The 24,618-nt window shown below is 42.4% G+C and carries 21 protein-coding genes; 17 read left to right on the forward strand and 4 right to left on the reverse strand.

Annotated features, from left to right (window positions below):
* Nucleotides 1-447: integrase core domain-containing protein (locus WS40_RS07835; protein WP_325208487.1), on the forward strand; the 447-nt coding region annotated here is incomplete at its 5' end.
* Between the two features lie 167 nt (nucleotides 448-614).
* On the opposite strand, the gene WS40_RS07840 is transcribed toward WS40_RS07835, so the two are convergent.
* The 3 genes from WS40_RS07840 to WS40_RS07850 all read right to left on the reverse strand — a co-directional run bounded on the left by WS40_RS07840 (nucleotide 615) and on the right by WS40_RS07850 (nucleotide 6,596).
* A complete protein-coding gene (locus WS40_RS07840; RefSeq protein WP_046441591.1) occupies nucleotides 615-1,190 on the reverse strand; it encodes a PduL/EutD family phosphate acyltransferase in 576 nt (191 codons plus the stop codon).
* A gap of 163 nt (nucleotides 1,191-1,353) precedes the next feature.
* Complete coding sequence (locus WS40_RS07845) at nucleotides 1,354-5,880, reverse strand: NPXTG-anchored protein (protein WP_046441592.1); 4,527 nt, start codon at nucleotides 5,878-5,880, stop codon at nucleotides 1,354-1,356.
* On the reverse strand, nucleotides 5,877-6,596 hold the full coding sequence (locus tag WS40_RS07850; protein WP_325208488.1) for a TetR/AcrR family transcriptional regulator: 720 nt from the start codon (nucleotides 6,594-6,596) through the stop codon (nucleotides 5,877-5,879). Before WS40_RS07850 ends, WS40_RS07845 begins: the two co-directional genes overlap by 4 nt.
* A 240-nt stretch (nucleotides 6,597-6,836) precedes the next feature.
* Here WS40_RS07850 and thrH point away from each other — a divergent pair, with 240 nt between their 5' ends.
* From thrH to WS40_RS07910, 13 genes are all read left to right on the forward strand, one after another.
* Nucleotides 6,837-7,439, forward strand: coding sequence for a bifunctional phosphoserine phosphatase/homoserine phosphotransferase ThrH (gene thrH / locus WS40_RS07855; protein WP_046441603.1), 603 nt, complete (start codon nucleotides 6,837-6,839; stop codon nucleotides 7,437-7,439).
* Between the two features lie 372 nt (nucleotides 7,440-7,811).
* Complete coding sequence (locus WS40_RS07860; RefSeq protein WP_022288593.1) at nucleotides 7,812-8,111, forward strand: DUF2325 domain-containing protein; 300 nt, start codon at nucleotides 7,812-7,814, stop codon at nucleotides 8,109-8,111.
* A 43-nt stretch (nucleotides 8,112-8,154) separates the two neighbouring features.
* The gene (locus WS40_RS07865; RefSeq protein ID WP_046441593.1) at nucleotides 8,155-8,727 is read left to right on the forward strand and encodes a DUF3793 family protein; all 573 of its coding nucleotides are present in this window, start codon (nucleotides 8,155-8,157) and stop codon (nucleotides 8,725-8,727) included.
* Between the two features lie 12 nt (nucleotides 8,728-8,739).
* A complete protein-coding gene (locus WS40_RS07870) occupies nucleotides 8,740-9,147 on the forward strand; it encodes a flavodoxin (protein ID WP_046441594.1) in 408 nt (135 codons plus the stop codon).
* A 295-nt stretch (nucleotides 9,148-9,442) separates the two neighbouring features.
* Nucleotides 9,443-9,655, forward strand: coding sequence for a FeoA family protein (locus WS40_RS07875; protein WP_022288590.1), 213 nt, complete (start codon nucleotides 9,443-9,445; stop codon nucleotides 9,653-9,655).
* A gap of 69 nt (nucleotides 9,656-9,724) precedes the next feature.
* Complete coding sequence (locus tag WS40_RS07880; protein WP_022288589.1) at nucleotides 9,725-9,946, forward strand: FeoA family protein; 222 nt, start codon at nucleotides 9,725-9,727, stop codon at nucleotides 9,944-9,946.
* A 103-nt stretch (nucleotides 9,947-10,049) separates the two neighbouring features.
* Nucleotides 10,050-12,539: a ferrous iron transporter B gene (gene feoB, locus WS40_RS07885; RefSeq protein WP_046441595.1), complete on the forward strand. Its 2,490-nt coding sequence runs from the start codon at nucleotides 10,050-10,052 to the stop codon at nucleotides 12,537-12,539.
* Between the two features lie 51 nt (nucleotides 12,540-12,590).
* A complete protein-coding gene (locus WS40_RS11545; protein WP_117892632.1) occupies nucleotides 12,591-12,749 on the forward strand; it encodes a FeoB-associated Cys-rich membrane protein in 159 nt (52 codons plus the stop codon).
* A 34-nt stretch (nucleotides 12,750-12,783) separates the two neighbouring features.
* On the forward strand, nucleotides 12,784-13,161 hold the full coding sequence (locus WS40_RS07890) for a metal-dependent transcriptional regulator (protein WP_022288586.1): 378 nt from the start codon (nucleotides 12,784-12,786) through the stop codon (nucleotides 13,159-13,161).
* Between the two features lie 176 nt (nucleotides 13,162-13,337).
* Entirely contained in the window at nucleotides 13,338-14,036 is a 699-nt protein-coding gene (locus tag WS40_RS07895) for an ABC transporter ATP-binding protein (RefSeq protein ID WP_046441596.1), read from the forward strand.
* An 11-nt stretch (nucleotides 14,037-14,047) separates the two neighbouring features.
* Nucleotides 14,048-16,306 carry an ABC transporter permease gene (locus WS40_RS07900; RefSeq protein ID WP_046441597.1) on the forward strand — a complete coding sequence of 753 codons (2,259 nt, stop codon included), beginning with the start codon at nucleotides 14,048-14,050 and terminating at the stop codon, nucleotides 16,304-16,306.
* Nucleotides 16,307-16,602: 296 nt separating this feature from the next.
* Nucleotides 16,603-17,988: a Trk system potassium transporter TrkA gene (gene trkA / locus WS40_RS07905; RefSeq protein WP_046441598.1), complete on the forward strand. Its 1,386-nt coding sequence runs from the start codon at nucleotides 16,603-16,605 to the stop codon at nucleotides 17,986-17,988.
* Between the two features lie 10 nt (nucleotides 17,989-17,998).
* On the forward strand, nucleotides 17,999-19,468 hold the full coding sequence (locus tag WS40_RS07910) for a TrkH family potassium uptake protein (RefSeq protein ID WP_046441599.1): 1,470 nt from the start codon (nucleotides 17,999-18,001) through the stop codon (nucleotides 19,466-19,468).
* Nucleotides 19,469-19,502: 34 nt separating this feature from the next.
* Here WS40_RS07910 and spoIIID read toward each other — a convergent pair whose 3' ends face one another.
* Entirely contained in the window at nucleotides 19,503-19,769 is a 267-nt protein-coding gene (gene spoIIID, locus WS40_RS07915; RefSeq protein ID WP_038671255.1) for a sporulation transcriptional regulator SpoIIID, read from the reverse strand.
* Between the two features lie 209 nt (nucleotides 19,770-19,978).
* On the opposite strand from spoIIID, the gene WS40_RS07920 reads away from it, so the two are divergent.
* The 3 genes from WS40_RS07920 (at nucleotide 19,979) to WS40_RS07930 (ending at nucleotide 24,419) form a co-directional block, all read left to right on the forward strand.
* Entirely contained in the window at nucleotides 19,979-21,565 is a 1,587-nt protein-coding gene (locus tag WS40_RS07920; RefSeq protein ID WP_046441600.1) for an MBL fold metallo-hydrolase RNA specificity domain-containing protein, read from the forward strand.
* Nucleotides 21,566-21,657: 92 nt separating this feature from the next.
* On the forward strand, nucleotides 21,658-22,593 hold the full coding sequence (locus WS40_RS07925; RefSeq protein WP_046441601.1) for a uridine kinase family protein: 936 nt from the start codon (nucleotides 21,658-21,660) through the stop codon (nucleotides 22,591-22,593).
* Between the two features lie 152 nt (nucleotides 22,594-22,745).
* Nucleotides 22,746-24,419, forward strand: a complete 1,674-nt coding sequence (locus tag WS40_RS07930) for a bifunctional diguanylate cyclase/phosphodiesterase (protein WP_117865826.1) — start codon at nucleotides 22,746-22,748, stop codon at nucleotides 24,417-24,419.
* Nucleotides 24,420-24,618 lie beyond the last annotated feature (199 nt).

The raw sequence follows: 24,618 nt of genomic DNA on the forward strand, positions 1-24,618 counted from the left end.
ATCGATGAGTATACCAGGATAAGATTTTTATACGGATATGAGGAGCAAAGCACCTATTCTTCAGCAGACTTTGTAAACAGGCTGGTGAAATGGTACAAACGCAGAGGAATAACGGTGAAATGTATTCAGACCGACAATGGATTTGAATTTACTAACCGCTTTTCGCCAAGCAAAAGAGACAAGAAAACGCTGTTTGAGAATACGCTCTCACAACTTGGCATTGAACACAAACTCATTCGTCCATATACGCCTAGGCACAATGGCAAAGTAGAGCGCAGTCACCGAGAAGATCACAACAAATTCTATTCGTGCCATAGGTTTTATTCCTGCGACGACTTAAACGTGCAGCTAGCTGCACGTTTAAGTCGAACAAACAACCGTCCTATGCGTCCCCTCAAATGGTTTTCGCCTATCGAATTTCTTAATAATAGTGTCCAATATGATTGACAAACCTACAAACGTTGTACTACTAGTGAGGAATGAGGAGTGAGGAATGAGGAATTATGGTATCGCCTGCGGCGATTTATTTTTTTGCTTTTTGTATGAAAAAAAAGACCGCCTGTGATAAGCGGTCTTTTGGTTAAAAACTATAGAAAGTTTTATGTGCGTTGATATTAGAGCTTAACTATCTCGCCGTACTGCTCTCTGCCTGCGCCTACAGCGTTTGACTCGTCTGTATCAATGTGCATAGCAAGAGCGAACTTGTCGCTTACTCTGATAACAGTGTCGCAGAGGATAGCTGTTCTTTCTGCAGACTCTATCTTTACTGCAACGATATCCTTATCCTTAACACCGAATGTTTCAGCGTCAGCAGGTGTCATATGGATATGTCTTTTAGCAACGATAACGCCCTCAGAACACTCAACTTCGCCACATGGGCCAACAAGCTTGCAAGCGCCTGAGCCTGTTGTGTCGCCTGACTCTCTGATAGGAGCGGCAACGCCGATAGAACGTGCGTCTGTAGCTGAAAGCTCGATCTGGTCTGCTTTTCTTACAGGACCGAGGATAGAAACATTTGCAAGCTCTCTCTTAGGACCTACAACTGTAACTCTCTCCTCACAAGCAAACTGACCAGGCTGTGAAAGATCTTTCTTCTTTGTAAGTGTTGCACCCTTTCCGAACAGTATCTCAAGAGTTTCCTGAGTAACGTGAACGTGACGTGCAGATGTTTCAACGATAAACTTTGGCATGATGAACATTCCTTTCAATTATTGTATTTACATTTCTATTTTACTACTATTTTCGCCACAGGTCAAGGGGTAATTTAACTTTGGGTAACAAATTTTTTGTCATGCTGATCAAAAAACAGCGGCTGCCGTTTGAGACAACCGCTGTGTGCAGTTAAGAGATCAGTTATTTCTTGTGTTTTTTCTTTATTCCCATTGCCGCACCGCCGCTTATCAACAGCATTGCAAGCCAAAGGCTCATACCACTGCCGCTTCCGGTCTGTGGATTTTTCTGCTCGCTCTTAGGCTTATCAGCCGTGGAGCTGTCTGCCTTGATTTCGCTTGAATCGCCTTTCGTCTTATCTGGCTTTGAGCTATCTTTTTTGTCATCACTTGGAGTGTCTTTCAGCTTATCTGTAATAGTGTCTGCCTTTTGTATCTCCTTTGTGCCGCCTTTGTCACCAAAATACTTGCCGCATTCTTCACAGTACCAATACTCGATATTTCCCTCTTTGTCATGTGTTGCGTCAACTTTATCTATATGTGTGAGCTTTCCATGATTGTTCGGGTCGATATCGCCGTATTCACTGCCGCAGATATCGCAGGTGGCTTTCTTTGTGCAGGTCGCCTTGCCGCCGGAATGTGTACACTTGTATCCACACTCTGTACATTCGCCTGCGTTCCATTCGTGGGGTTCTCTCTCGATAGTCACCTCGCCGCAGCAATCATATTTTTTCTCGTGTTCTTTGCTGTCAAATTTCCAAACAGGTTTGCCTGTGTGATTTGTCGGGTCAAGGTCGCCGTATTCTTTATTACAGAATTTGCACTTTGCTTTTTCAGTACAAGTCGCAGTGCCGCCCACATGGTTTTCGAGCACGGTTACTTCTTTTTCACCTGTGATGACAAAACCGTCTTTGAGTTTTGCCGAAGCGTAAACCGTCATTGTTCCGCTCTCAAGATCTGACGCACTTACCTTTGCGGTGTAAAGATCGTCTTTTGCGGTAAACGCCAATTCCGTACCGTCGCCTGCAAATCTGAAGCCTGCTGTTACGTCAGTACAGCCCTCAGGCAGAGCAAATGTAAATTCATAATCACCTAAAGGACAGGTCTCGTCGGTTCCGTTTATGGATATCTTCAAAATAGTTGATTTTTTCGTTTCATATCCGCAAATTGTACATTCCTGCCAATATTCGCCGTCTTCCGTATTCCACTTGTAGGCGTGAAGTTCCTTTTGGCTGTCAGTTCCGCACTCACTGCACTGCTTCCAATGTCCGTTTTCGTCGGATATATAATCGCCGAAGCTGTGTTCGATAGGCTCGCCCTCAGTAGCCTGACAGCGTTTGCAGGTCTTTGGAGCTGTGCAGGTCGCTTCTTTCCAATCATGTCCCAATGGGTTTATAGGCTCATCTTTGTACTGTGAACATTTGGAACAATTAAACCTCTTCACACCCTTATCGATGCAAGTCGGTTCGGAGATTATCGTTCCCTCGTCAAATATATGTCCGTCTACTGCGCAGTTTCTTATTACTGTAAGCGTTGCTTTTTCCGATACCCAAGTACCCACATAGTCCGCATTTTCAGCGTTCTTGACCGTACATCTGTACATATATCCGTTAAAGCTTATGTTCGTTGCACAGGTGGTGAATGTAGTCGACCATTCTTCCTTGCCGTCCACGACTTTTGAATCAAGAGAGAACGTTCCGTCAGCTTCGGTAACGTCTGCAAAAGTCTTTCCATCGTCCTTGCTCACCTGCCATATCACCTCAGCTCCGTAAGGATTTCCCTGAGCGATAGGAAGTGTGAACGTAGCCTTTTCTCCGCTGTTTATGGTCTTATTGCCGAGTGAGGCTGTAAACTCAGGAGAATAATATATTGTAAGCTTTGCCGCATTTGAAACTACAGAGCCGTATTCATTTGATACAACACAGCGCACAAGCTTTCCGTTGTTTTCTTTTCGCACTTTTAATGAATGTGAATTGTCGTTGGTATATGGGATATCCACGAAAGTTTCTCCGTTATCGCTGCTTTCCTGCCACTGATATTGGAGCGGTTCACTGCCTGTTGCTTCTACATTGAAGAAATAGTAACGTTCAATTACGATAGTTATTTCTCCAGGCTTAACAGGTGCAGGCTGGCTGGGAGCGTTTGTTGAACCGCTTTGCGGGTGCTTTACTATGACCGGTGCTTTTTCGGAGAAGTTTATCGTAACAGGGCCGAAAACGGTCGGTTCAGTTTTCTGTCCGTCTCCTGTTGATACCCATGTTTTGCATCTTATCTGCCAGCCGTTCATTTGGCTTTCTATAGTAGGCTCGTAAACAGAAGAAGTTTCGCCGTCAATGGCGGTGAAAGTCTTTCCGCCGTCCTTGCTCACTTCCCATAGGTAATTCAGCCGTACTGCGCCATTTGGTGTATTGTTTGTGACCTCGAATTTTGCCTTTTTATCCAAGTGGAATTTGTCAGGAGCAGTAAATACCGGCTCGTCAATGAAGATATATGCGTCATAGGTATATGAATGATTGAGCTTGGAATCCCAGCCTAAATAATATACATCTGCCTGATAATGCGTACCATTGTCACTGTTGCCCATACGCCCCACATACATGCTTGTGCCATGGGCATTTATTTTTGTGCGCTTGTCGTTTTCAACACTGTACCATTCTACTCGGATATCACTGTCTTGCAGTGAGGACGGCTCGTTTTCCATTGTTTTCAGCGTAACGACGTCGTTCTTTTTCACAACAAAGTATTTTAATGTTATAGGATCAAAAGGTATCCTATGCTCTAAGATATTCGTTCCATAACGCAGATTAAAATAGGTGTTCTCATCTTCAAGAGTGCCGTCAGCTTTTATTTTAAAAGCATTCACGCCATAAATGGAATCCTGTGACTTGAGCCAGAGATGAAGCTTGTTTCCGTCATGGAATATTTCTGAGCGGTTATAGCCATAAAAATCGTCATATGGCGGCTGACGTGTGTTAGCACTGCCTATAAACTCATTGCCATCTGCACCCCTTGCAACATAGGTGTACTTGTGTACCGAGTTTCCTTTTGCGTCCACAGCCTTGCCGTTGTCATTGAAGTCAGCGCTTCCGCCTGATATCTGCAAGATTACGTTGTCACCAAGCGTTCCAGAGTAGTTTCCGCTATCAATGATGACCTTGCCCTCTCCTACAATGTTAAGTCCTCGCACGATCGCACTGTTTGTAAATTCTATCGTGCCGCCTTTCAGCTCGATAGGATAAGTGAAATTATATGTTTTATCAGGGGAGGTCTTTAATTTTAAAGTTGCGCCGTCATAGACAATGATCTTCGGAAGCTCAAAACCGCTTTTGATATCTATGTTCATTTTGATATCGCCTGAAAGTATGTTTACATCAAATGGAACGTTGGTGTCCAGATCGATTTCATATATATCTTTTAGATCTATTCCGCTTGCTAAATAAAATGTTTCATAATCATGCATATCCTTGAAATATGACATTTTACCACGGCCATTATCATCTTTTATATAGATGTCATCCATGTTTTCTGTATAATATTCTGTATACCCTCCGAAGCCATACTGCGCAAACTTCTTGAAGTCAGCGGGACAAGTATCGCTTTCATAGAGTTTCAGCCGTCCCGAAACTGTTATTTCGTTGCCGCCTGATTTACGGAAACCACGATTGACGCTTTCATAATCCACATACTCTGTTCCGGCACGGACACGTCCTCTTCCTAAAAATTTTATGGCGTAATGGTGAACTTGTACGCCATATTCCATGAATCCCGGCGTGGACGGATTAATGTTTCTGCCTTCTACTGTGGCGTTGTTCTTTATTACAATACCGCCTGCTTCAAGGCCTGAGGTGTATTCTGAATCATACTCTTGTGGTTTGTATATCTCTTTAAAGACGTTACCTTCGACCTTACTGCCGTCAACTGTCAAAATTCCATATACCATTATTCCTGCAATAGTTGAACCTGCATTGTTGAAATATCCGCCTGAAGTGAGATTTTTTGGTCTGTAGTGTGTGTAATTGGTGCACTCTCCCTTAACAGGTCTGTATGTAGCACGACCCTCTACGGTGGTATTAGTGCCGTTTACATAAAGCGACCCCTCAACATAAATGCCGTTCATGCCCACAGTTGGTCCGTTTGCGCAAGCCCAAACAGTACTGTAGTCATTAACTATCATATTATACTTTACGATAATGCAAGCGCCGAAGCTTTCGCACGATACATTAGTAGCATTTTGTTCAGTTCCGTCGCCGATAGTAAGATTTGAGCAGTATATTGCTGCGTCATGTGTTACTGCTGAAAACGTTCCGCTGCCAATGATAGTGATATTACTGTCAGGAGCATAAATTCCGCTGTAGCTCTCATTGTATTTGGTTGCGGCTTGGCTTGAAAATGGGCTGTCACCAAGATCAATGCTGCCGACAAGCTTTATGTTCAGATCTTGTTCGCCTTCAACGTATATAAGACCAAATCGGCTGGGTCTTTCGCTGTTGCCGTTTATGCGTTTGCCTATAGTCGCCATATTGTAACCAAGAAGCGTCAGGGTCTTGCTTTGTATATCGTATTTCCAGCCCTGTTTGCTCCATGTTTTATCAGATGTTACCTGTTCGTCGCCTATCCATATGCCATATTCTGTGACCGCAAATGCGTTCAATGGTGTAATGGACATTACCATACATAGAGTAAGTATGATGCTCAATAACCGTTTTTTCATCTTGTTTCCCCCTCTTCATCATCTTTTGAAAGTTTAAAATCGAATGTCATTTCCAACATTGCAAACAGCTTATACATGACCTCTGTGGCGATAGCTCTAACATCAAGCGATCTGATAAATGCAAGCACTTTTGCCTGTTCTTCCTCTGGTACTTTATACACTCGCATTGCCGCCGTTAGAAAACGTCTAAGCTTGTGGTCAAGTGGGAAATGGATATCGCATTTTCTTGCCATATAGTTGCGCATTATTCCTGATGTTCCGATTTCCATTTCATAGAAATCGCTTTCGGTATAGCCCGGAAAATTCGAGCCGAATATCTGCTTTAGTTCCGACGTAGTGTGAACATAGATATACTCAGCCGTTTCAGGCATAGTATAAGCTTCAATGTAGATCTCTCGGAGATTTTCATTCAGCTCAGTGAGGGTTATCTGTATGGCAGTTTCCACCGCATATGTGTATATCGGCGACATATTATCACCAACAATGTTCTTTGCCACTCCAAATTGTCCGCTGAACATCGTGCCCACAAGTTCCATTAGAATAGCGTCTTTTGTGGAAAATAAGTTCTGAAAGCTTCCTCTTGCAACGCCAGCTTTTTTCACTATCTGTGAGATAGTTGTCTGTTTATACCCCTGTTCCAGAAACAGTTGGACGCATACAGTGAGTATCTTTTTTTTCGTTTCGATACCGTCTTTTCTTGTAGAAATATGTATCACCTCTTTTCATTATTTATTAATAATGATTTATAAATTAGTATGTGTATTAGTTATAACATATATAACACAAATTGTCAAGTATCAGAAAGGGGTAACAGCGAAATTTTACAATGGGCAACGATTTTTTGTATTATTTTTGCCTTAATGATTTAAAGCAAAACTCTTGTATTATTATAAAAAGTATGGTATAATCAAATTACGAATTTTTTGTATATTTCTAAGGAGGAAATAATTATGAGTATGTATATCACTTGTCTTGACCTTGAGGGAGTTCTCGTTCCTGAGATATGGATAGCTTTTGCTGAGGCTACAGGTATCCCTGAGCTTAAAAGAACAACAAGAGATGAGCCTGACTATGACAAGCTTATGAAATACCGTATCAGCATTCTTAAGGAGCATGGTCTTGGTCTTAAGGAAATTCAGGATACTATCGCAACTATCGACCCAATGCCAGGCGCAAAGGAGTTTCTTGACGAGCTGAGAAGCTTCACACAGGTAATAATCATCAGCGATACTTTCTCACAGTTTGCAGGTCCTCTTATGAAGAAGCTTGGTTATCCTACTATCTTCTGCAACACTCTTGAAGTTGCTGACAACGGCGAGATCACAGGCTTCAAGATGAGATGTGAAAAGTCAAAGCTCACAACTGTAAAGGCTCTCCAGTCTATCGGCTTTGAAACTATCGCAAGCGGCGACAGCCACAATGACCTTGGCATGATTCAGGCAAGCAAGGCTGGTTTCCTGTTCAGAAGTACCGACAGCATAAAGGCTGAATATCCTGAGCTTCCTGCTTATGAAACATATGATGAGCTTATGGCTGCAATAAAGGCTGCTATGGACTAATAGTCTTTAATAAAGAAAAAACATAGATGAAAAAGGTAATATCACTTATAATGGCAGCGACTTTGTCACTGTATGCGAGGCATTTATGAAACAATTCGCAGAGCTTTTAGGCAAATAATATTTGTTTTTATACGGCGTTGTGTCTTTTGGCACTTCGCCGTATTTTTTTTACAAAACAATACCAAACATAATCTGCGATATGTAACGCATATTATATATAGTATCTTCGCTTTTGCCGTGAATATTTTATCATATGAAAAGTTTATACTTCTGACATAAGTTTCCCTTGACAAACGGGGTTAGTTTATGCTAATATGAATATGGTTAGTAAATACTAACCTAAATTAATGAAAAGGAGGAGTTCAGAAAAGTATGAGCGTTATAATAGTAGGCGGAAATGACCGTATGGCAACACGCTATAAGGATATCTGCAAATCATATGATTGCAAGGCTAAGGTGTTCATCAAATATCCTACAGGTTTTGATAAGAAGATAGGCAGTCCTGATCTGGCAGTGGTGTTTACTGATACAGTGTCACATAAAATGCTCAATGGTCTTAACCAAAGAGCAAGCAAACTTGATTTTCCCGTGGCTATATGCCATTCATCAAGCTGTTCGGCTTTGAAGAACGTGCTTGAAAAATATTGTACTAAAGGCGTTGTAAACGCATAGATCTATATGTATAGGTTAGGAGTTTCTAACCAAAGGAGGGACTATGTCACAGTCTGAGCTGAGAAATTTTGAAAAAAGCATGGCTTATCATCTTGCCCCTGCAATGCTTGGAATAAAGCCTGCCTGTCTTATGTCAATGGAAAAGAATAAGGACGGGCTTGAAGAGAATGTCGAGCTTTTCAACAGCAGGGCATATACAAAGGGCATGAAGCTAACAGTGCTTTGCGAGTGCAAAAGCAGAAAGCTGCTTTTGCTCTATAACGAAAAGCTTTTATCTGACAGACTTGCAGACAACAGAGTAAGAAAGCTTCTTGAAAGCTTTGGCTATGACAGCCATATGACTCTTGAACAGCAGCTTGAGAGGCTGTCTGGAAGAATATCCGCAAGTGAGGATTTTCCTCATGAGATAGGTCTGTTTCTAGGCTATCCTGTTGATGATGTTACAGGGTTCATACAGAACAAGGGAAGAAACTATCTTCTTTGCGGATATTGGAAAGTCTACTCTGACGAAAACAGAGCAAGACGTATTTTCAGCAATTATGACAAGTGCAGAAATTATCTGTGTAATAAACTTGCTCAGGGCGAAAGCATTTACCAAGCCCTGAAAATTTCTTAGGAGGTAATCATAATGAAAACAGCAGTAATTTATTGGAGCGGTACAGGCAACACAGAGGCTATGGCAAAGGCAGTTGCAGAGGGTGCAGGCGCAGAGTGCTTCGCAGTTTCTGAGTTCAGCGGCAATGTTGAGGATTATGACGCAATAGCTCTTGGATGCCCTGCAATGGGTGCAGAGGAGCTTGAGGACAGTGAGTTCGAACCTTTCTTCTCAGGTATCGAGGGCAAGCTCTCAGGCAAGAAGATAGCACTCTTCGGCTCGTACGGCTGGGGTGACGGCGAGTGGATGCGTCAGTGGCAGGACAGAGTTACGGGCGACGGTGCAACACTTGTAAATGGCGAGGGACTTATTGTAAACGAAACTCCTGACGACGACGCTCTCACAAGCTGCAAGGCTTTGGGCGAGGCTCTTGCTAAGTAAGCCTATATCTCTAATGTAATAATGTAAACTGCAAACGCAGGCGGAAAAGGCAGTTTTGCTTTTCTGTCTGCGTTTGTGCAGTGATTGAGTTATTAAAAACTAACTAAAGTTATGTTTAACTAACTTGTGATTTTGTGCAAGCTTACAAAATTGAAAAAACGGCACATTTAGTCTTGACAAATTCGGTTAGCCGTGCTAAACTATATTACGGGTTAGAAAATGCTAACCCTTTTAATAAGCCTAAAAGTTAGATGAATCTAACTTTTGATACTGACAAAAGAACAGGAGGGTCTGAATGATGCCGCTGACATTTGCAAACGTAGGAGAAGAAAACATGATAAAGAAAGTAGGCGGAAAACCTGAAACAAGAAAGTTTCTTGAAAATCTGGGTTTTGTCGCAGGTGGAACGGTAACGGTAGTAAGCACTATCGGAGGAAACGTTATCGTTAAGGTCAAAGAATCAAGAGTAGCTGTTTCAAAGGAAATGGCTGCGAAGATAATGGTATAGGAAACATTTGGCGGTCAAGCCATGATAAATATGTTTGAAGATATTTTGTATAGTTAGGAGGATCAGGTTATGGCAACATTGAAAGAAGCTAAGATCGGTTCAACAGTTACCGTGAAGAAGCTCAACGGCACTGGTGCTGTAAAGAGAAGGATCATGGATATGGGCATCACAAAGGGTGTTGAAGTCCATGTAAGAAAGGTTGCGCCTTTGGGTGACCCTATTGAAGTAACAGTCAGAGGCTATGAGCTTTCGCTCAGAAAGGCTGACGCTGAGATGATCGAAACGGTCTGATACATAGTTCAGGCAAACAGCAAAAATTTCATCGGCAGAGCTGATGTGTACTTAGAAGATGAGGATATATCAGAGTGCCGAAATTCTGAAAGGATCAAATTGTATGGAGATCAAAATTGCTCTCGCAGGTAACCCTAACTGCGGTAAAACAACTCTTTTCAATGCTCTTACAGGTTCAAACCAGTTCGTAGGTAACTGGCCGGGCGTAACAGTTGAAAAGAAAGAGGGTAAGCTCAAGGGTCATAAGGACGTAGTTATCATGGACCTTCCTGGTATCTACTCACTTTCACCTTACACACTTGAGGAAGTAGTTGCAAGAAACTATCTTATAAGCGAGCGTCCGGACGCTATCCTCAATATCATCGACGGTACAAACCTCGAAAGAAACCTTTATCTTACAACACAGCTTGTTGAGCTTGGTATCCCTGTTGTTGTTGCTATCAACATGATGGACGTTGTTAAAAAGAATGGCGATAAGATAAATACAGATCAGCTTGCTAAGGAACTTGGCTGTCAGGTCTGCGAGATATCCGCACTTAAAGGCACCGGTATCAAGGAAGCTGCTGAGCTTGCAGTAAAGGCTGCTGAGTCAAAAGTTCCAATGGTACCTCAGCATTCATTCAACGGCGTTGTTGAGCACGCTATCGCTCATATTGAGGAAGCATTTCTCAATGATGTTGCTGAAGAACAGCAGAGATGGTACGCTATAAAGATATTCGAGAGAGATGAGAAGGTCATCGAACAGCTCGGTATGTCTGAGCAGGTAAAGACCCATATCGAAAAGGATATCTGCGCTGCTGAAAAAGAAATGGACGACGACTCGGAGAGTATCATCACAAACGAGAGATACATTTACATAGCTTCAATAATCAAGGATTGCTATAAAAAGAAAAATCAGGGTGGTCTTACAACATCAGATAAGATTGATAAGATCGTAACGAACCGTTGGCTCGGTCTTCCTATCTTTGCAGTGGTCATGTTCCTTGTTTACTATATCTCGATGGTAACAGTAGGTTCAGCCGCAACTGACTGGGCAAACGACGGACTCTTTGGTGACGGTTGGCATCTGTTCGGTATCGGTTCATCTGACGCTGAGGACGCTGCTGACGAATATGGCAGCTCGCTTGACATAATCAACGCATTTATCGAGCAGCAGGGCGGCGAGGCTATCGACAACGAAGCTGATGACTTTGATGTTGACGCTGCTAAGGCAACAGCAGACAACCTGCTTGCTACAGTAGATAAGTCCGCAACTGCTGATTATACAGTAGAGGACGAGGAAACACTTGAAGAAACAACAAAAACAGCTAAGTATGCTGATCTGAAAGCTGCAGTTGCAGCCGCTGAGAAATACAGCTTCGCTGATCCAGACCCAGCGGATTACGGCGTATGGGTACCTGGTATCCCTGTACTTATCGAAAGCGGTCTTGACGCAGTAAACTGCGCAGATTGGCTCAAGGGTCTTATCCTTGACGGTATCGTTGCCGGTGTTGGTGCGGTACTCGGATTCGTTCCACAGATGCTCGTACTCTTCATTCTCCTTGCTATCCTTGAGGCTTGCGGTTACATGGCTCGTATCGCATTCGTAATGGACAGGATCTTCAGAAAGTTCGGTCTTTCAGGAAAGTCATTTATTCCGATCCTTATCGGTACAGGTTGCGGTATCCCTGGTATCATGGCTTCAAGAACTATCGAGAACGAGCGTGACAGACGTATGACTGTCATGACAACAACATTTATTCCTTGCGGTGCTAAGACACCATTTATTGCAATGATCGCAGGTGCTATCTTCGGCGGTTCTGCTTGGGTAGCAACAGGCGCATACTTCATCGGTATTGCAGCTATCATTATTTCAGGTATCATGCTGAAAAAGACAAAGATGTTCGCAGGAGACCCTGCACCATTCGTTATGGAGCTTCCTGCTTACCATATCCCTACGGTAGGCAACGTACTCAGATCAATGTGGGAGCGTGGCTGGTCATTCATCAAGAAGGCTGGTACTATCATCACACTTTCAACTATCTTCGTATGGTTCACTTCATACTTCGGTTGGGTAGACGGTTCATTCGGTATGCTCACAGAAGATCAGATGGAATACAGTATCCTGGCTCACATTGGTAAGGCTATCTGCTGGATCTTCGCACCTCTTGGCTGGGGCAACTGGCAGGCAACTGTTGCTGCTGTTACAGGTCTTGTTGCTAAGGAGAATATCGTTGGTACAATGGGTATCCTTTACGGCGGCGGAGATGGTTCAGTTTACTCTGCTATCGGTGCTGCATTCACTGGCATCACAGGTATGTCGTTCCTTATCTTCAACCTCCTCTGCGCACCTTGCTTCGCAGCAATGGGAGCTATCAAGCGTGAGATGAACAGCAGAAAGTGGTTCTGGTTCGCTATTGGCTACGAGTGTGGTTTTGCTTATGTTATCGCACTTATCGTAAATCAGCTTGGCAACCTCTTCACTGGTAAGGTGAATGTTATCGGTCTTATCTTTGCAATAGCTCTTATCGCTCTTATCATCTATATGCTCGTTAGACCTTATAAGGAAAGCACAAAGCTTGAAAAGGACGTTAAGGTAGGCGCAAACGCATAATAAAAAGCAAATATCATCACTGATCTTGCATAAACAGTTGGGAGGATAATTATGGACACAGTAGTCGGTACGATTCTGATAGCAGTGATTCTCATTGCTATCGTGGCAGCTATAATTTACAAGCTCGTAAAGGATAAGAAACAGGGCAAAAGCTCTTGCGGTGGCAGCTGCGGCTGTTGTCCAAATTCTTCTCGCTGTCACAGATCATGATAAAACAGTAATAAACTTCGGGGAGGTCATCTGAATGCTGACTAAATCACAGAAAAGGTATTTATTTGCCATATACAGACTGGGTCAGAACGGCAGACCTGTCAAGTCCACAGAGGTAGCTTCTGTTCTGGGCGTGACAAAGGCAAGCACCGTCAAGATGACTCAGAAGCTTATAGACGAGGGCTATATAATCAAAGAGCCTTACCGTGAGATCACTCTGACATCTGAGGGCATAAAGGCAGCCAATGAGCTTTATACTCCAAGTGTGATACTTCAGGATTTTCTTGAAAACCGTGTGGGCGTTGAGAGAAAAAATGCCGAGAATGACTCGGTGGCTATTGTTTCTCAGATATCTGATGACGCTCTCGACAAGCTTGTAAGCTTTGCTTTGCAAAGCACGACAAACGGCTAAATTAGTAATATTTATATCGTTAGATCCCGCCTTTTCGGCGGGATTTATCAGATATATCGGTTAGTTGTGATTAACCACAATGCGAAGTAAGTTATGGCATACAAATATGTATAATATGACGTTTAAAAACGGCAAAGATACATTATTAAAATAAATAGTTAGAAAGGGGAATGAATGTGTTTCTTGAAATAAAGAACATAAAAAAGCATTTTGGCGAGGGCGAGAGCAGGGTTGAAGTGCTTAAGGGCATTGATATCGAAATAGAAAAAGGAGAGTTCTGCGTGCTTCTCGGACCGTCAGGCTCAGGTAAATCAACACTTCTGAACATTATAGGAGGAATTGACGCCGCTGACGAGGGGTATATCTCAATAAACGGCGAAAAAACAGCCGACATGAACGAAAAGGCATTGACCCTTTACAGAAGAAAGCACTTGGGTTATATCTTCCAGATGTACAACCTTATACCTAACCTGAATATCAAGGAGAATATCGAGGTAGGCGCATATCTTAGCGACAACCCTCTTGACGTTGACGACCTGCTTAAAACACTTGGGCTTTACGAGCATCGTCACAAGCTTCCTAATCAGCTTTCGGGTGGTCAGCAGCAGAGAACTGCTATTGGCAGAGCCATCGTCAAGAACCCTGATATCCTGCTTTGCGACGAGCCTACAGGTGCGCTTGACTACAATACCTCCAAGGAGATATTGAAGCTTATAGAGGACGTAAACAAGAAGTATGGCAACACTATCATAATGGTAACGCATAATGACGCTATCAAGCAAATGGCTGACAGAGTTGTAAAGCTTAGAGATGGTATGATAAGAAAGAATTATCTTAATGAAACTAAGCTCACAGCCGAAGAGCTTGATTGGTAAGGAGGGTCAGCATGAAAAACCCTCTTATCAAGCGTTTGCCCAGAGAGCTTAAGGGCGAAATAGGAAAATACATCGTTCTATTTTTGTTCATCACAATGATGATAGGCATAGTATCAGGCTTTCTTGTTGCGGCAGGCAGTATGTCTGTCGCTTATGACGAAAGCTTTGAGAAATACAATATCGAAAGCGGAAATTTTGAACTTCTTCAAAAAGCCGATGATGATGCTATCAAGAAGATAGAGGACGGTGAGGAGAAGATAAAGGTATACGAAAATTTTTATCTTGACAAAGAAACAAAAGAAGTTGACAGCACTATCAGGCTTTTCAAAAATCGTAAGGATATCGACAAGATATGTATAATGGACGGTGAGCTTCCTTCTGCTGATGACGAGATCGCTATTGACAGAATGTATGCTGACAATAATAAACTTAAAGTCGGCGACAGCCTGACGGTCGGCGGCAAGAAGCTTAAGATAACAGGTCTTGTTGCACTTTCAGATTACAGCGCACTGTATTCTAATCCGTCTGATATGATGTTTGACGCTTTGAAGTTCGGTGTAGCTATCGTTACCGATACCCTTTTTGACGATTATGGTGAGGCTGATCTTCATTACAGCTACTCATGGAAATATGATAAAACCCCGGCAGACGACGAGGAAGCTCAGGATATGGCTGAGAAGGTCATGAAGCATATAAATGGAATCTCAATGCTCACTCAGTTTATTCCGGAATACTCAAATCAGGCGATACATTTTACAGGCGACGATATAAAGGGCGATAACACAATGATAACAGTTTTTCTTTATCTTGTTATGGTCATAATCGCATTTGTTTTTGCTATAACAACGGGAAACACCATTGCAAAAGAAGCAAACGTTATAGGTACGCTCAGAGCCTCAGGCTACACAAAGGGCGAGCTTGTTAGACATTATCTTGCAACGCCAATGATAGTCGTGCTTGTATCTGCCATTGTAGGCAACATACTTGGTTACACCTGCTTTAAGGAATTTGCGGTCAAAGCATACTATGGAAGCTACAGTCTGCCAACATACAAAACGATCTGGAACGCAGATGCGTTTATAAAGACGACAGTAGTTCCTCTTATAATACTTTTCGTAATAAACCTTGTAATGCTTGTAAATAAACTAAGTCTTTCACCGCTTAAATTCTTAAGGCGAGATCTAAAAAAGCGTCAGAAGAAAAAGGCTTTTAAGCTCAACACAAGGATAGGCATATTAAAGCGTTTCAGACTTAGAGTCATCTTCCAGAACATTCCTAACTATATTACAGTGTTTGTTGGCATTCTTTTTGCCAATGTTATCATCTTCTTTGGCCTTGGCATGAAGCCTATGCTTCTTCATTATCAGGATATAATAGAAGATAATATGATAAGCAAATATCAGTATGTACTGAAAATGCCTGTTGAAACTAAAACAGAGGGTGTAGAGAAATACTGTTCAGGCTCTCTTAAAACTGTCGATGACAAGCTCAAAGAGGAAACGGCAACAATTTACGGAGTTAAAGAAAACAGCAAGTTCGTTCATGCAGATATAAAAGACGGCGGAGCGTTTATCTCTGATGGTTATGCTCAGAAGTATAACATAGAGGTCGGCGATGAAGTGACGCTGAAAGAGTCTTACGGAGATAAAAAATACAATTTTAAGGTAGAGGGTATCTATGACGATCCTGCAACTATAGCAGTTTATCTGACAGACAGCGACTTCATAAAGACCTTTGAACTTGAGGACGGGTATTTTAACGGTTATTTCTCCAATACAAAGATAAAGGATATAGACGATCTGTATATTGCGACAACTATAACGAAAGACGACCTGACAAAAACATCACGACAGCTCATACTGTCTATGGGTTCTATGATAAGTATGTTTGCGACAGCGGGTGTTATAATGTTCATGCTAATTGTTTATCTTCTTTCAAAGGTCATAATAGAAAAGAACAGCCAGTCTATTTCTATGACAAAGATACTGGGTTACAACAACAGGGAAATAAACAGCCTTTATATAACGACTACGACCATAGTCGTTATAGCCTCAATGCTGCTGACTGTTCCTATAGTAAATGTCACTTTGAAGTATATATTCAAAGTTGCTTTCGCTCAGTATTCAGGATGGATGCCATATTATGTGCCAGCAAAAATATTTGTTGAAGTGCCGTTGCTCGGTATCGTTTCATATGCGGTGATAGCATTTATCCTTACAAGACGTGTAAAGAAAGTACCTCTTGATGAGGCACTCAAAAATGTAGAGTAATTCTTCCAAATCATTCTTTCTTAATTGAGCTGTGCTGTCGGTATGTATCGGCGGCACAGTTTTTTTGTGCTTTTTTTATAACTTTTTTTAAAATCGCTAATTTGGAAAAATGAGTTAGGCAATCGTCGTAAATTTTATTAATATCTTTACTATACTTTAACATATTATTAACAGCATAGTGATACATTATATGATATGGAATTATACGCTTTTGATGATCAGGCTCTGCTTAATGAAGAGAAGAAGTGCAGAGAACTGCTGTGAATGGCAGTATGTCATTCGGTTGGAGGAAAAATATGAGTAAACAAAAGAAGCCTGCAGGCGGTTTGAATATTATCATTGTGGGCTGCGGAAAAGTAGGCACGACCCTTGTTGAACAGCTTGTGAAAGAGGGCCACGATATCACGATAGTCGACAAGAATGCAAAGAAGATACAGGAACTCAGTAGCCTTTATGACATTATGGGCATCGTAGGAAACGGCGCAAGCTTTAGCGTTCAGCAGGATGCCGGCATAGAGAACGCCGACCTTATAATTGCTGTCACAGAGTCTGATGAGCTTAACCTGCTTTGTTGTACACTTGCCAAGAGAGTAGCGAAGTGTTCAGCTATAGCAAGAGTAAGAACACCTGATTACAGCAAGGAGATAGTCTATCTAAGAGAGAAGCTTGGTCTTGCAATGGTCATAAATCCTGAGCTTGAGGCTTCAAGAGAAGCGTCAAGAATACTTTGTCTGCCAACAGCTCTTGAGGTAAACACCTTTGCGAATGGTCAGGCGGAGCTTATAAAGTATAAGATACCTGAGGGCAATCCTCTTGTGGGCACTACGATCGCTGAGCTTAGCCGTAAAACGGCAACAAGCCTGCTTATATGCGTTGTTGAGAGAGAAGGGGAAATATATATTCCATCTGGCGATTTCACAATGAAAAAGAATGATGTTATCTCATTTTGCACCCAAAGAAATTTTTCAAGAACGTTCTTTGAGGATCTCAGTGTGAAGACAAATCAGGTGAAGAACACAATGATAATAGGCGGTGGCAAGGCGGCTTATTATCTTGCAAAACGTCTTATTGGCATGGGGATCAACGTCAAGATAATCGAGAATGACAGACAGCGCTGTGAGGATCTCAGCGTGCTTTTGCCAAAGGCGATAATAATAAACGGTGATGGCACTGACGAGGAACTTCTGAAGGAAGAGGGCATAGAGTATGCAGAGTCATTTGTGGCTCTCACGGGAATAGACGAAGAAAATATCTTGCTCACTCTTCATGCCAGACAGGTGTCAAATGCTAAGACTATCACAAAGATAAACAGGATAAACTTCAAGGACGTTATAAGCAGACTGGACCTTGGAAGCGTAGTATATCCAAGATATATCACCTCTGAGGCGATAATAGCCTACGTCCGTGCGAAGAACGAATCGGGAGATAGCAATATCGAAACGCTGTATCATTTGTTCGATCATAGAGTAGAAGCTATTGAGTTCAAGGTGGATCAGGAGTCAGAGGTCACAGGTACACCGCTTCAGGCTCTTGATTTAAAAAGACATTTGCTTGTGGCGTTCATAAACCGAAACGGCAAGATCATTATCCCGAGCGGTCAGGATACTATAGAGAGGGGCGACACTGTAATGGTCGTCACTACTCATACGGGATTTAACGATATCACTGATATTCTGAAATAGCGGAGGAAATATGAACAGCTCGATCATTCGATATATTTTAGGAAACGTTATGCGAATGGAAGCCTGCTTTTTGCTGCTGCCTTGCATAGTGTCGCTGGTTTACGGGGAAGGCGTGGGACTTTATTATCTTGGAACAGCCATTGTGTGCCTTGCTTTTGGCATGGTAATGGCTTGGAAAAAGCCTAAAAACTATGTGTTTTATCTCAAAGAGGGTTGTATAGCAACATCTTTGAGCTGGATAGTTATGAGCCTTGTTGGGTGTATGCCTTTTTGGATAAGCGGAGAGATACCAAGCTTCACGGATGCTATGTTTGAAACAGTTTCCGGCTTTACAACAACTGGTGCTTCGATCCTTACCAATGTTGAGGCGCTTTCTCATACTGCACTTTTTTGGCGAAGCTTCACGCACTGGATAGGCGGTATGGGAGTTTTGGTTTTCCTGCTTGCTATCATACCGCTGAGCGGTGGCTCAAATATAAATCTTATGAGGGCGGAAAGCCCTGGACCATCAGTGGGCAAGCTTGTTCCAAAGATGAAATATACCGCAAGGATACTTTATATAATCTATTTTGGCATGACCATATTGGAATTTATTTTCCTTATTATCGGCAAAATGCCTGTGTTTGACAGCATTTGTACAGCCGTTGGAACGGCAGGCACGGGTGGTTTCGGAGTCAAGAACGACAGCTTAGGGAGCTATTCGCCATATTTGCAGTGGGTGGTTGCCATTTTCATGATACTGTTTGGCGTGAATTTTAACGCATACTATTATATTATATACAGGCACTTTAAAAAGGCATTCAAAATGGAGGAAGTACGGTGCTATTTTGCTATAATCCTCATTGCCACAGCTATAATATTCGCAAATATCCTCGACCGCTGTGTTAGCATTTTTGACGCACTTACAAAATCAGTATTTCAGGTGGCGTCGCTCATTACAAGTACGGGCTTTTCAAGCACTGACTTTAATCTGTGGCCTCAGATATGCCGGACGGTGCTTGTACTTATAATGTTCATAGGAGCTTGCGCAGGCAGTACGGGCGGAGGTATAAAGGTATCAAGAGTGATCGTGCTTTTCAAGACAATGATAAAGGAGCTTCACTCCTATATACACCCAAAGAGCATACGCAAGGTAAACCTTGACGGCAAACCTGTTGAGCATGAGATAGTGCGTTCTATAAATGTTTATATCGTAACATTCGTGATAATTTTTGCTTCATCAGTTTTTATGGTGGCATTTGATGGTAAAGATCTTGTAACAAACTTTACTGCTGTGCTGACAACCATCAATAACATGGGACCTGGTCTTGCGGAGGTAGGTCCAGCCGGCAACTTTTCAAGCTTCTCTGTTTTTTCAAAGTTCGTTTTCATGTTCGATATGCTTGCAGGCAGATTGGAGCTTTTCCCTCTGCTGATACTTTTCCACCCCTCTGCATGGAAAGATCTTATCTCTAAAAGGGCGGAAGCAAGAAAATTCTGATAACATAAAAAGGACGGCTCAAACCGTCCTTTTTTCATTTTACAGCCTTTTTGAACTGCTGTTCATATTTATGCTTGGTCGCTATTCCGCCTCTTATATGTCTTTCACGTTTGTTTTCCTCAAGGACCTCTTTTACGCTTTTGAAAAGCTGAGGAGAGATTTTCGGCAGACGTTCTGTCAGATCCTTATGTACTGTGGATTTGCTTATGCCAAATTCCTTTGCCGCACAGCGTACCGTGGCTCTGTGTGCCGCAACATATTCTCCAAGCAGCACACATCGTTCCTTTTCGGATCCATTCATTGTTCACACCCCATTAAATTTTTCTGTAGTAATCTATATGCTGTTCCTTACCTCATTATTACTTGATGTTCTTTCAGACTTCACAAAATAATTGCTGATAATCAAATATCTTTATGCAAAATGCTTGAAATCAGACTTGGAATGTGCTATAATGTAAGTGTGATAGAGATACTGTCACAGAATATGAATGAAACGAGGGGATAAGGGCAATGAAACTTAATTTTATCGGTGCAACACATGAGGTAACGGGAAGCTGTACATATATAGAAGCCTGCGGAAAGAGATTTCTGGTGGATTTCGGAATGGAGCAGGGCGTTGACTATTTTGAAAATGCGAAGATACCTTGTCCTCCTGGAAATATAGATTTTGTATTGCTGACTCATGCTCATATAGATCATTCAGGTCTGCTTCCACTGTTGGCGGCAGGCGGCTTTGCTGGACAGATACACGCAACGGAGGCCACTTGTAATTTATGTGAGATAATGCTGAGAGATTCAGCGCATATTCAGGAGTTTGAAGCAGAGTGGAGAAGCAGAAAGGGCAAACGTAAGGGTACAGGCGAGGTGTCGCCACTCTATACTATGGCAGACGCAGAGGCGGCTATTGCCTGCCTTTGCCCACACCCATACAGTGAGGTGACGGAGATATCCGAGGGCATAAAGGTACGCTTTATCGACGCAGGTCATCTGCTTGGCTCGTCAAGTATCGAGATATGGCTCACAGAGAACGGCGAAGAACGTAAGATCGTATTTTCTGGAGATATAGGAAACCTTGACCAGCCTCTTATCAGAGATCCGCAGTATATAACGGAGGCAGATTATGTTGTAATGGAGTCCACATATGGTAACCGTCGCCATGATAAGCCGAAGGACTATGCAAAGAGTCTTGCAGAGGTCATTCAAAAGACCTTTGATAGGGGAGGAAACCTTGTTATACCGTCATTTGCAGTGGGCAGAACTCAGGAACTGCTGTATTTTATAAGGCATATCAAGGCGGAGAATATGGTGACGGGTCATGGGGATTTTCCTGTGTATGTGGATTCTCCGCTGGCTATCGAGGCCACACAGATATTCAATAAGAACAAAAATTCATGTTTCGATGAAGAGGCAATGTCCTATGTGAACAAGGGCATAAATCCTATCACTTTCAGCGGACTTAATATTGCTGTCACAAGTGACGAGTCAAGAGCCATAAACTTTATTGACACACCTAAGATAATAATTTCCGCAAGCGGTATGTGTGAGGCAGGCAGAATAAAACACCACCTTAAACACAATTTGTGGAAACCTGAAAACACCATACTTTTTGTGGGCTATCAGGCTATGAATACCCTTGGAAGAAGTCTTGTGGAGGGTGCAAAAACTGCAAAGCTTTTCGGCGAGGAAATCGTTGTCAGGGCTGAGATACTGGTGCTGCCAGGCGTGAGCGGTCATGCTGACGTTGACGGTCTGGACAGGTGGATAAAAAGCTATGAAAAGCCGCCTAAGAAAGTCTTTGTCAACCACGGCGAGGATTCAGTTGCCGAGGCGTATAAGGAGCATTTGCGTAACGATTTCGGGCTTAACGCCTTTGCACCATACAGCGGTGCGGAGCTTGACCTTATAAGTGGCGAGTTCAAAAACACGACCCCTATAAAGATAGTCAAGAAGACAGGTGCGTCCCCTAACTATCAGCGTCTGCTCAGCGCTCTTGACAGGCTGACGGCTTTGGTAAACAAAAGCTCAGGTCTTACGAATAAAGACCTTGCAAAGCTCACTGATACCATAAATAATATCTGTGCGAAGTGGAACGATTAGCTTTTGCTGCACATATAATATGAGATACAGGGCAACACTGCACGCTTTATGTGTGGTGTTGCCTGACGCATACGAAAGGAACAAACCACACAATGAAAAAGATACACGTCAGTGCTATAAACAGAAAGGTCAGAGATGACGAAAAGCTTTTTGTTGAAGAGTGCGACAGAAAATATAATGAAAAGCTCGTTGCCATTGCAGACAGCATCGAGGAGCAGCATAACGAAAAGCCGATACTTCTTCTTGCAGGTCCGTCAGGGGCGGGCAAGACCACAACAGCGTTGAAAATAGAGGAAATACTTGACAGCAGGGGGATACACACCCACACTATCTCTATGGACGATTATTTTCTTCCAGCGGATAACTTCACCGCTGTTATAGGAGAGGACGGCAAGCCTGACTATGAATCTCCTGACAGAATAGACCGAAAGCTTCTTTATGAGCATATGGAAAAGATAAACAGCGGTGAGGAAGTCGTTCTGCCGAAGTTTGAATTTTCAGAACAATGCAGGCGTGATGGAGAAAAACTCAGACGAAACAAAAACGACATAGTTGTTTTTGAGGGTATCCATGCCCTTAACCCGGAGGTCACAGGTGCGGCTGGGGATTATGCAAGATGTATGTACGTCAGTGTAAGAAGCAGACTTGAATTGAAAGACGGTGAGCTTCTGCATCCTTGCTATATCAGGCTTATGCGCAGACTTATAAGGGACGGATTTTTCCGTGGCAGAAGTGCAGCGGAAACACTGGATATGTTCGACAGCGTTGAGGCTGGCGAGAACAAGTATATAATGCCATACAAGCACAGGGCTGAGTTTTCAGTGGATACTTTTCACGCTTATGAGCCTGCCTTGTATAAGAACTATCTTTTGGATACACTGCGACGTGAGAGCAGGAGCTATAAGGATTTTGAACGCTTTTTGCCTATGCTAAAAGCCCTTGAGGAGATAGAGCCGGTGATGCTCGAAAGTGTGCCTGTAAATTCCCTTGCAAGGGAGTTTGTAGGTGAGAGCAGCTATAGCTACTAAGACGATAAAACGCCGTCGGAAAATGACGGCGTTTTGCTATGCTTGCTTGACTTTTTTATAAAAAGTAGTAAAATGAAATAAGGTAAGTACAGGTATTTTTGAAAACGTTTTCCTGAACGTGATCATTGAATAAAAAATTAGTGGGGATAAAAATGAATTTTGATAATGATTTGATGCTTTTCTTCCGAACGATATATGAAGATTCGGCGGATATGGACGAATGCAGTGCCAAGGTGAAAAGTGCTGTGGCTGCTGTGGCAGACAAGCTTGACATCGTCAGAGCGGAGCTTGCAGTGAAAATGCCTGCAACAAAGCTTTGTGAGGATGGTGCAGATATGCTCATGGTGCTTTATGACGGAGAGAAGGACGTGGAAAACGAGCCTTTTGAGGCAAGTTTTCCTTTGTTTGAAGGCGGCTTTATAACAGTGACCTTTTATTCTGGTAATTCCAATGGCTTTGATAACGAGCAAAGGAATATCGTAGAGATAATCGCAAACACTGTTTTTATCCAATTTAACAGGGTAATTATGCAGGAGCTTGTTACTCATGTTATAAAAACGGATATCGAAACAGGTGCAGCAACTTTAGACGCTTTGATAAATTACGCCGGTATGCTTATAGCGCAAAACAGGATAGAGGATTTCAGTATAATCTTTTTTAATATACATAACTTCAAATATGTAAATAAGGTATTAAATTACGAACAGGGCGACGTTGTTTTGCGTAATTATACAAAGACCATATACCGAAATCTTTCAGATGGTGAGATGATCACAAGACTTGGCGGCGATAATTTCGTTATGCTTGTAAAGAAAGAATCGCTCAGAGAATATATTGATATGCTCAGCTTTATGAACATAAGGTATGATGATGGCAAAGTATCAAAGGATTTTATTTTTAGTGCAACCATCGGATATTCATCAACTGTGGGTATAAGATATCCAAGAGAAGTAATGGCTCGTGCAAGCATTGCATATGCTGCTGCAAGACGAGTTGGTGCAGGCCATGTAATAGAGTATTCCGAAAATATAAAACAAGAACTGATGAAAATTCAGGGAGTGCTGTCAAACTTCATGGCTGGGCTTATGGCAGGTGAGTTCGAGGTGTATTATCAGCCAAAGGTACGCATCGAAACCAAGGAGATATTTGGTGCAGAAGCCCTTGTACGTTGGCATAGAAAGGGAAGGTTATCAACACCGGTGGAGTTTGTTCCGCTTCTTACGAATGACGGAAGCATAATAAAGCTTGACTACTATGTGCTTGAAGAAGTTTGCAAATGGCTGAGAAAACGCATAGATATGGGTTTTGAACCCTTGAGGATATCAGTGAATTTTTCGAGGAAGCACCTGGAAGAAAAAAATATGATAGGCAATATAGTTGCCTTGATCGACAAATACGAGCTTGATCACCAGCTTATAGAAATAGAGCTTACTGAAAGCGAGGATTATCAGAATTTTGAGCTTATCACAGAGATCGTGAATGGTCTGAGAGCTAATGGTATCGTCACATCTATGGACGATTTTGGTACTGGCTTTTCATCGCTCAATATGATAAAGAACGTTGATCTGCAGGTAATAAAGATAGACAAGTCCTTTATTCCTCTTGAAAAGGATTATGAGGGCAAGGATAAAGATCTTATAATGTTCTATTACATTATAAAAATGGTTAAAAAGCTTGGCAAGGAAACTATCGCCGAGGGAGTTGAAACTGAGCAGCAGCTTGACTATCTCAGAGAAGTTGGCTGTGACGCTGTTCAGGGCTTTGTGTTTGACAAGCCTCTGCCTGCGGCTGAGTTTGAGAAACGGCTTGCCTGCGGTTATAACTGATAAATAAAAGGCGCTGTAAAAAAGCGCAACAAAGCCCGTGGATTTCCTCGATATGGAAGCCCACGGGCTTTAATATATCACACAGCAAAAAAGAACTATCTAATCTTGAAAAAAGGGTACAGCAAACACACCGGCAGAAATATAGCGTTTTTGCCGATTATTAAAATGTTGAAAAATATCTTTTTCAGGCTGCTTTTCT

It is taken from the genome of Ruminococcus sp. N15.MGS-57 (assembly GCF_000980385.1).
GTDB classification, from domain to species: domain Bacteria; phylum Bacillota; class Clostridia; order Oscillospirales; family Ruminococcaceae; genus Hominimerdicola; species Hominimerdicola aceti.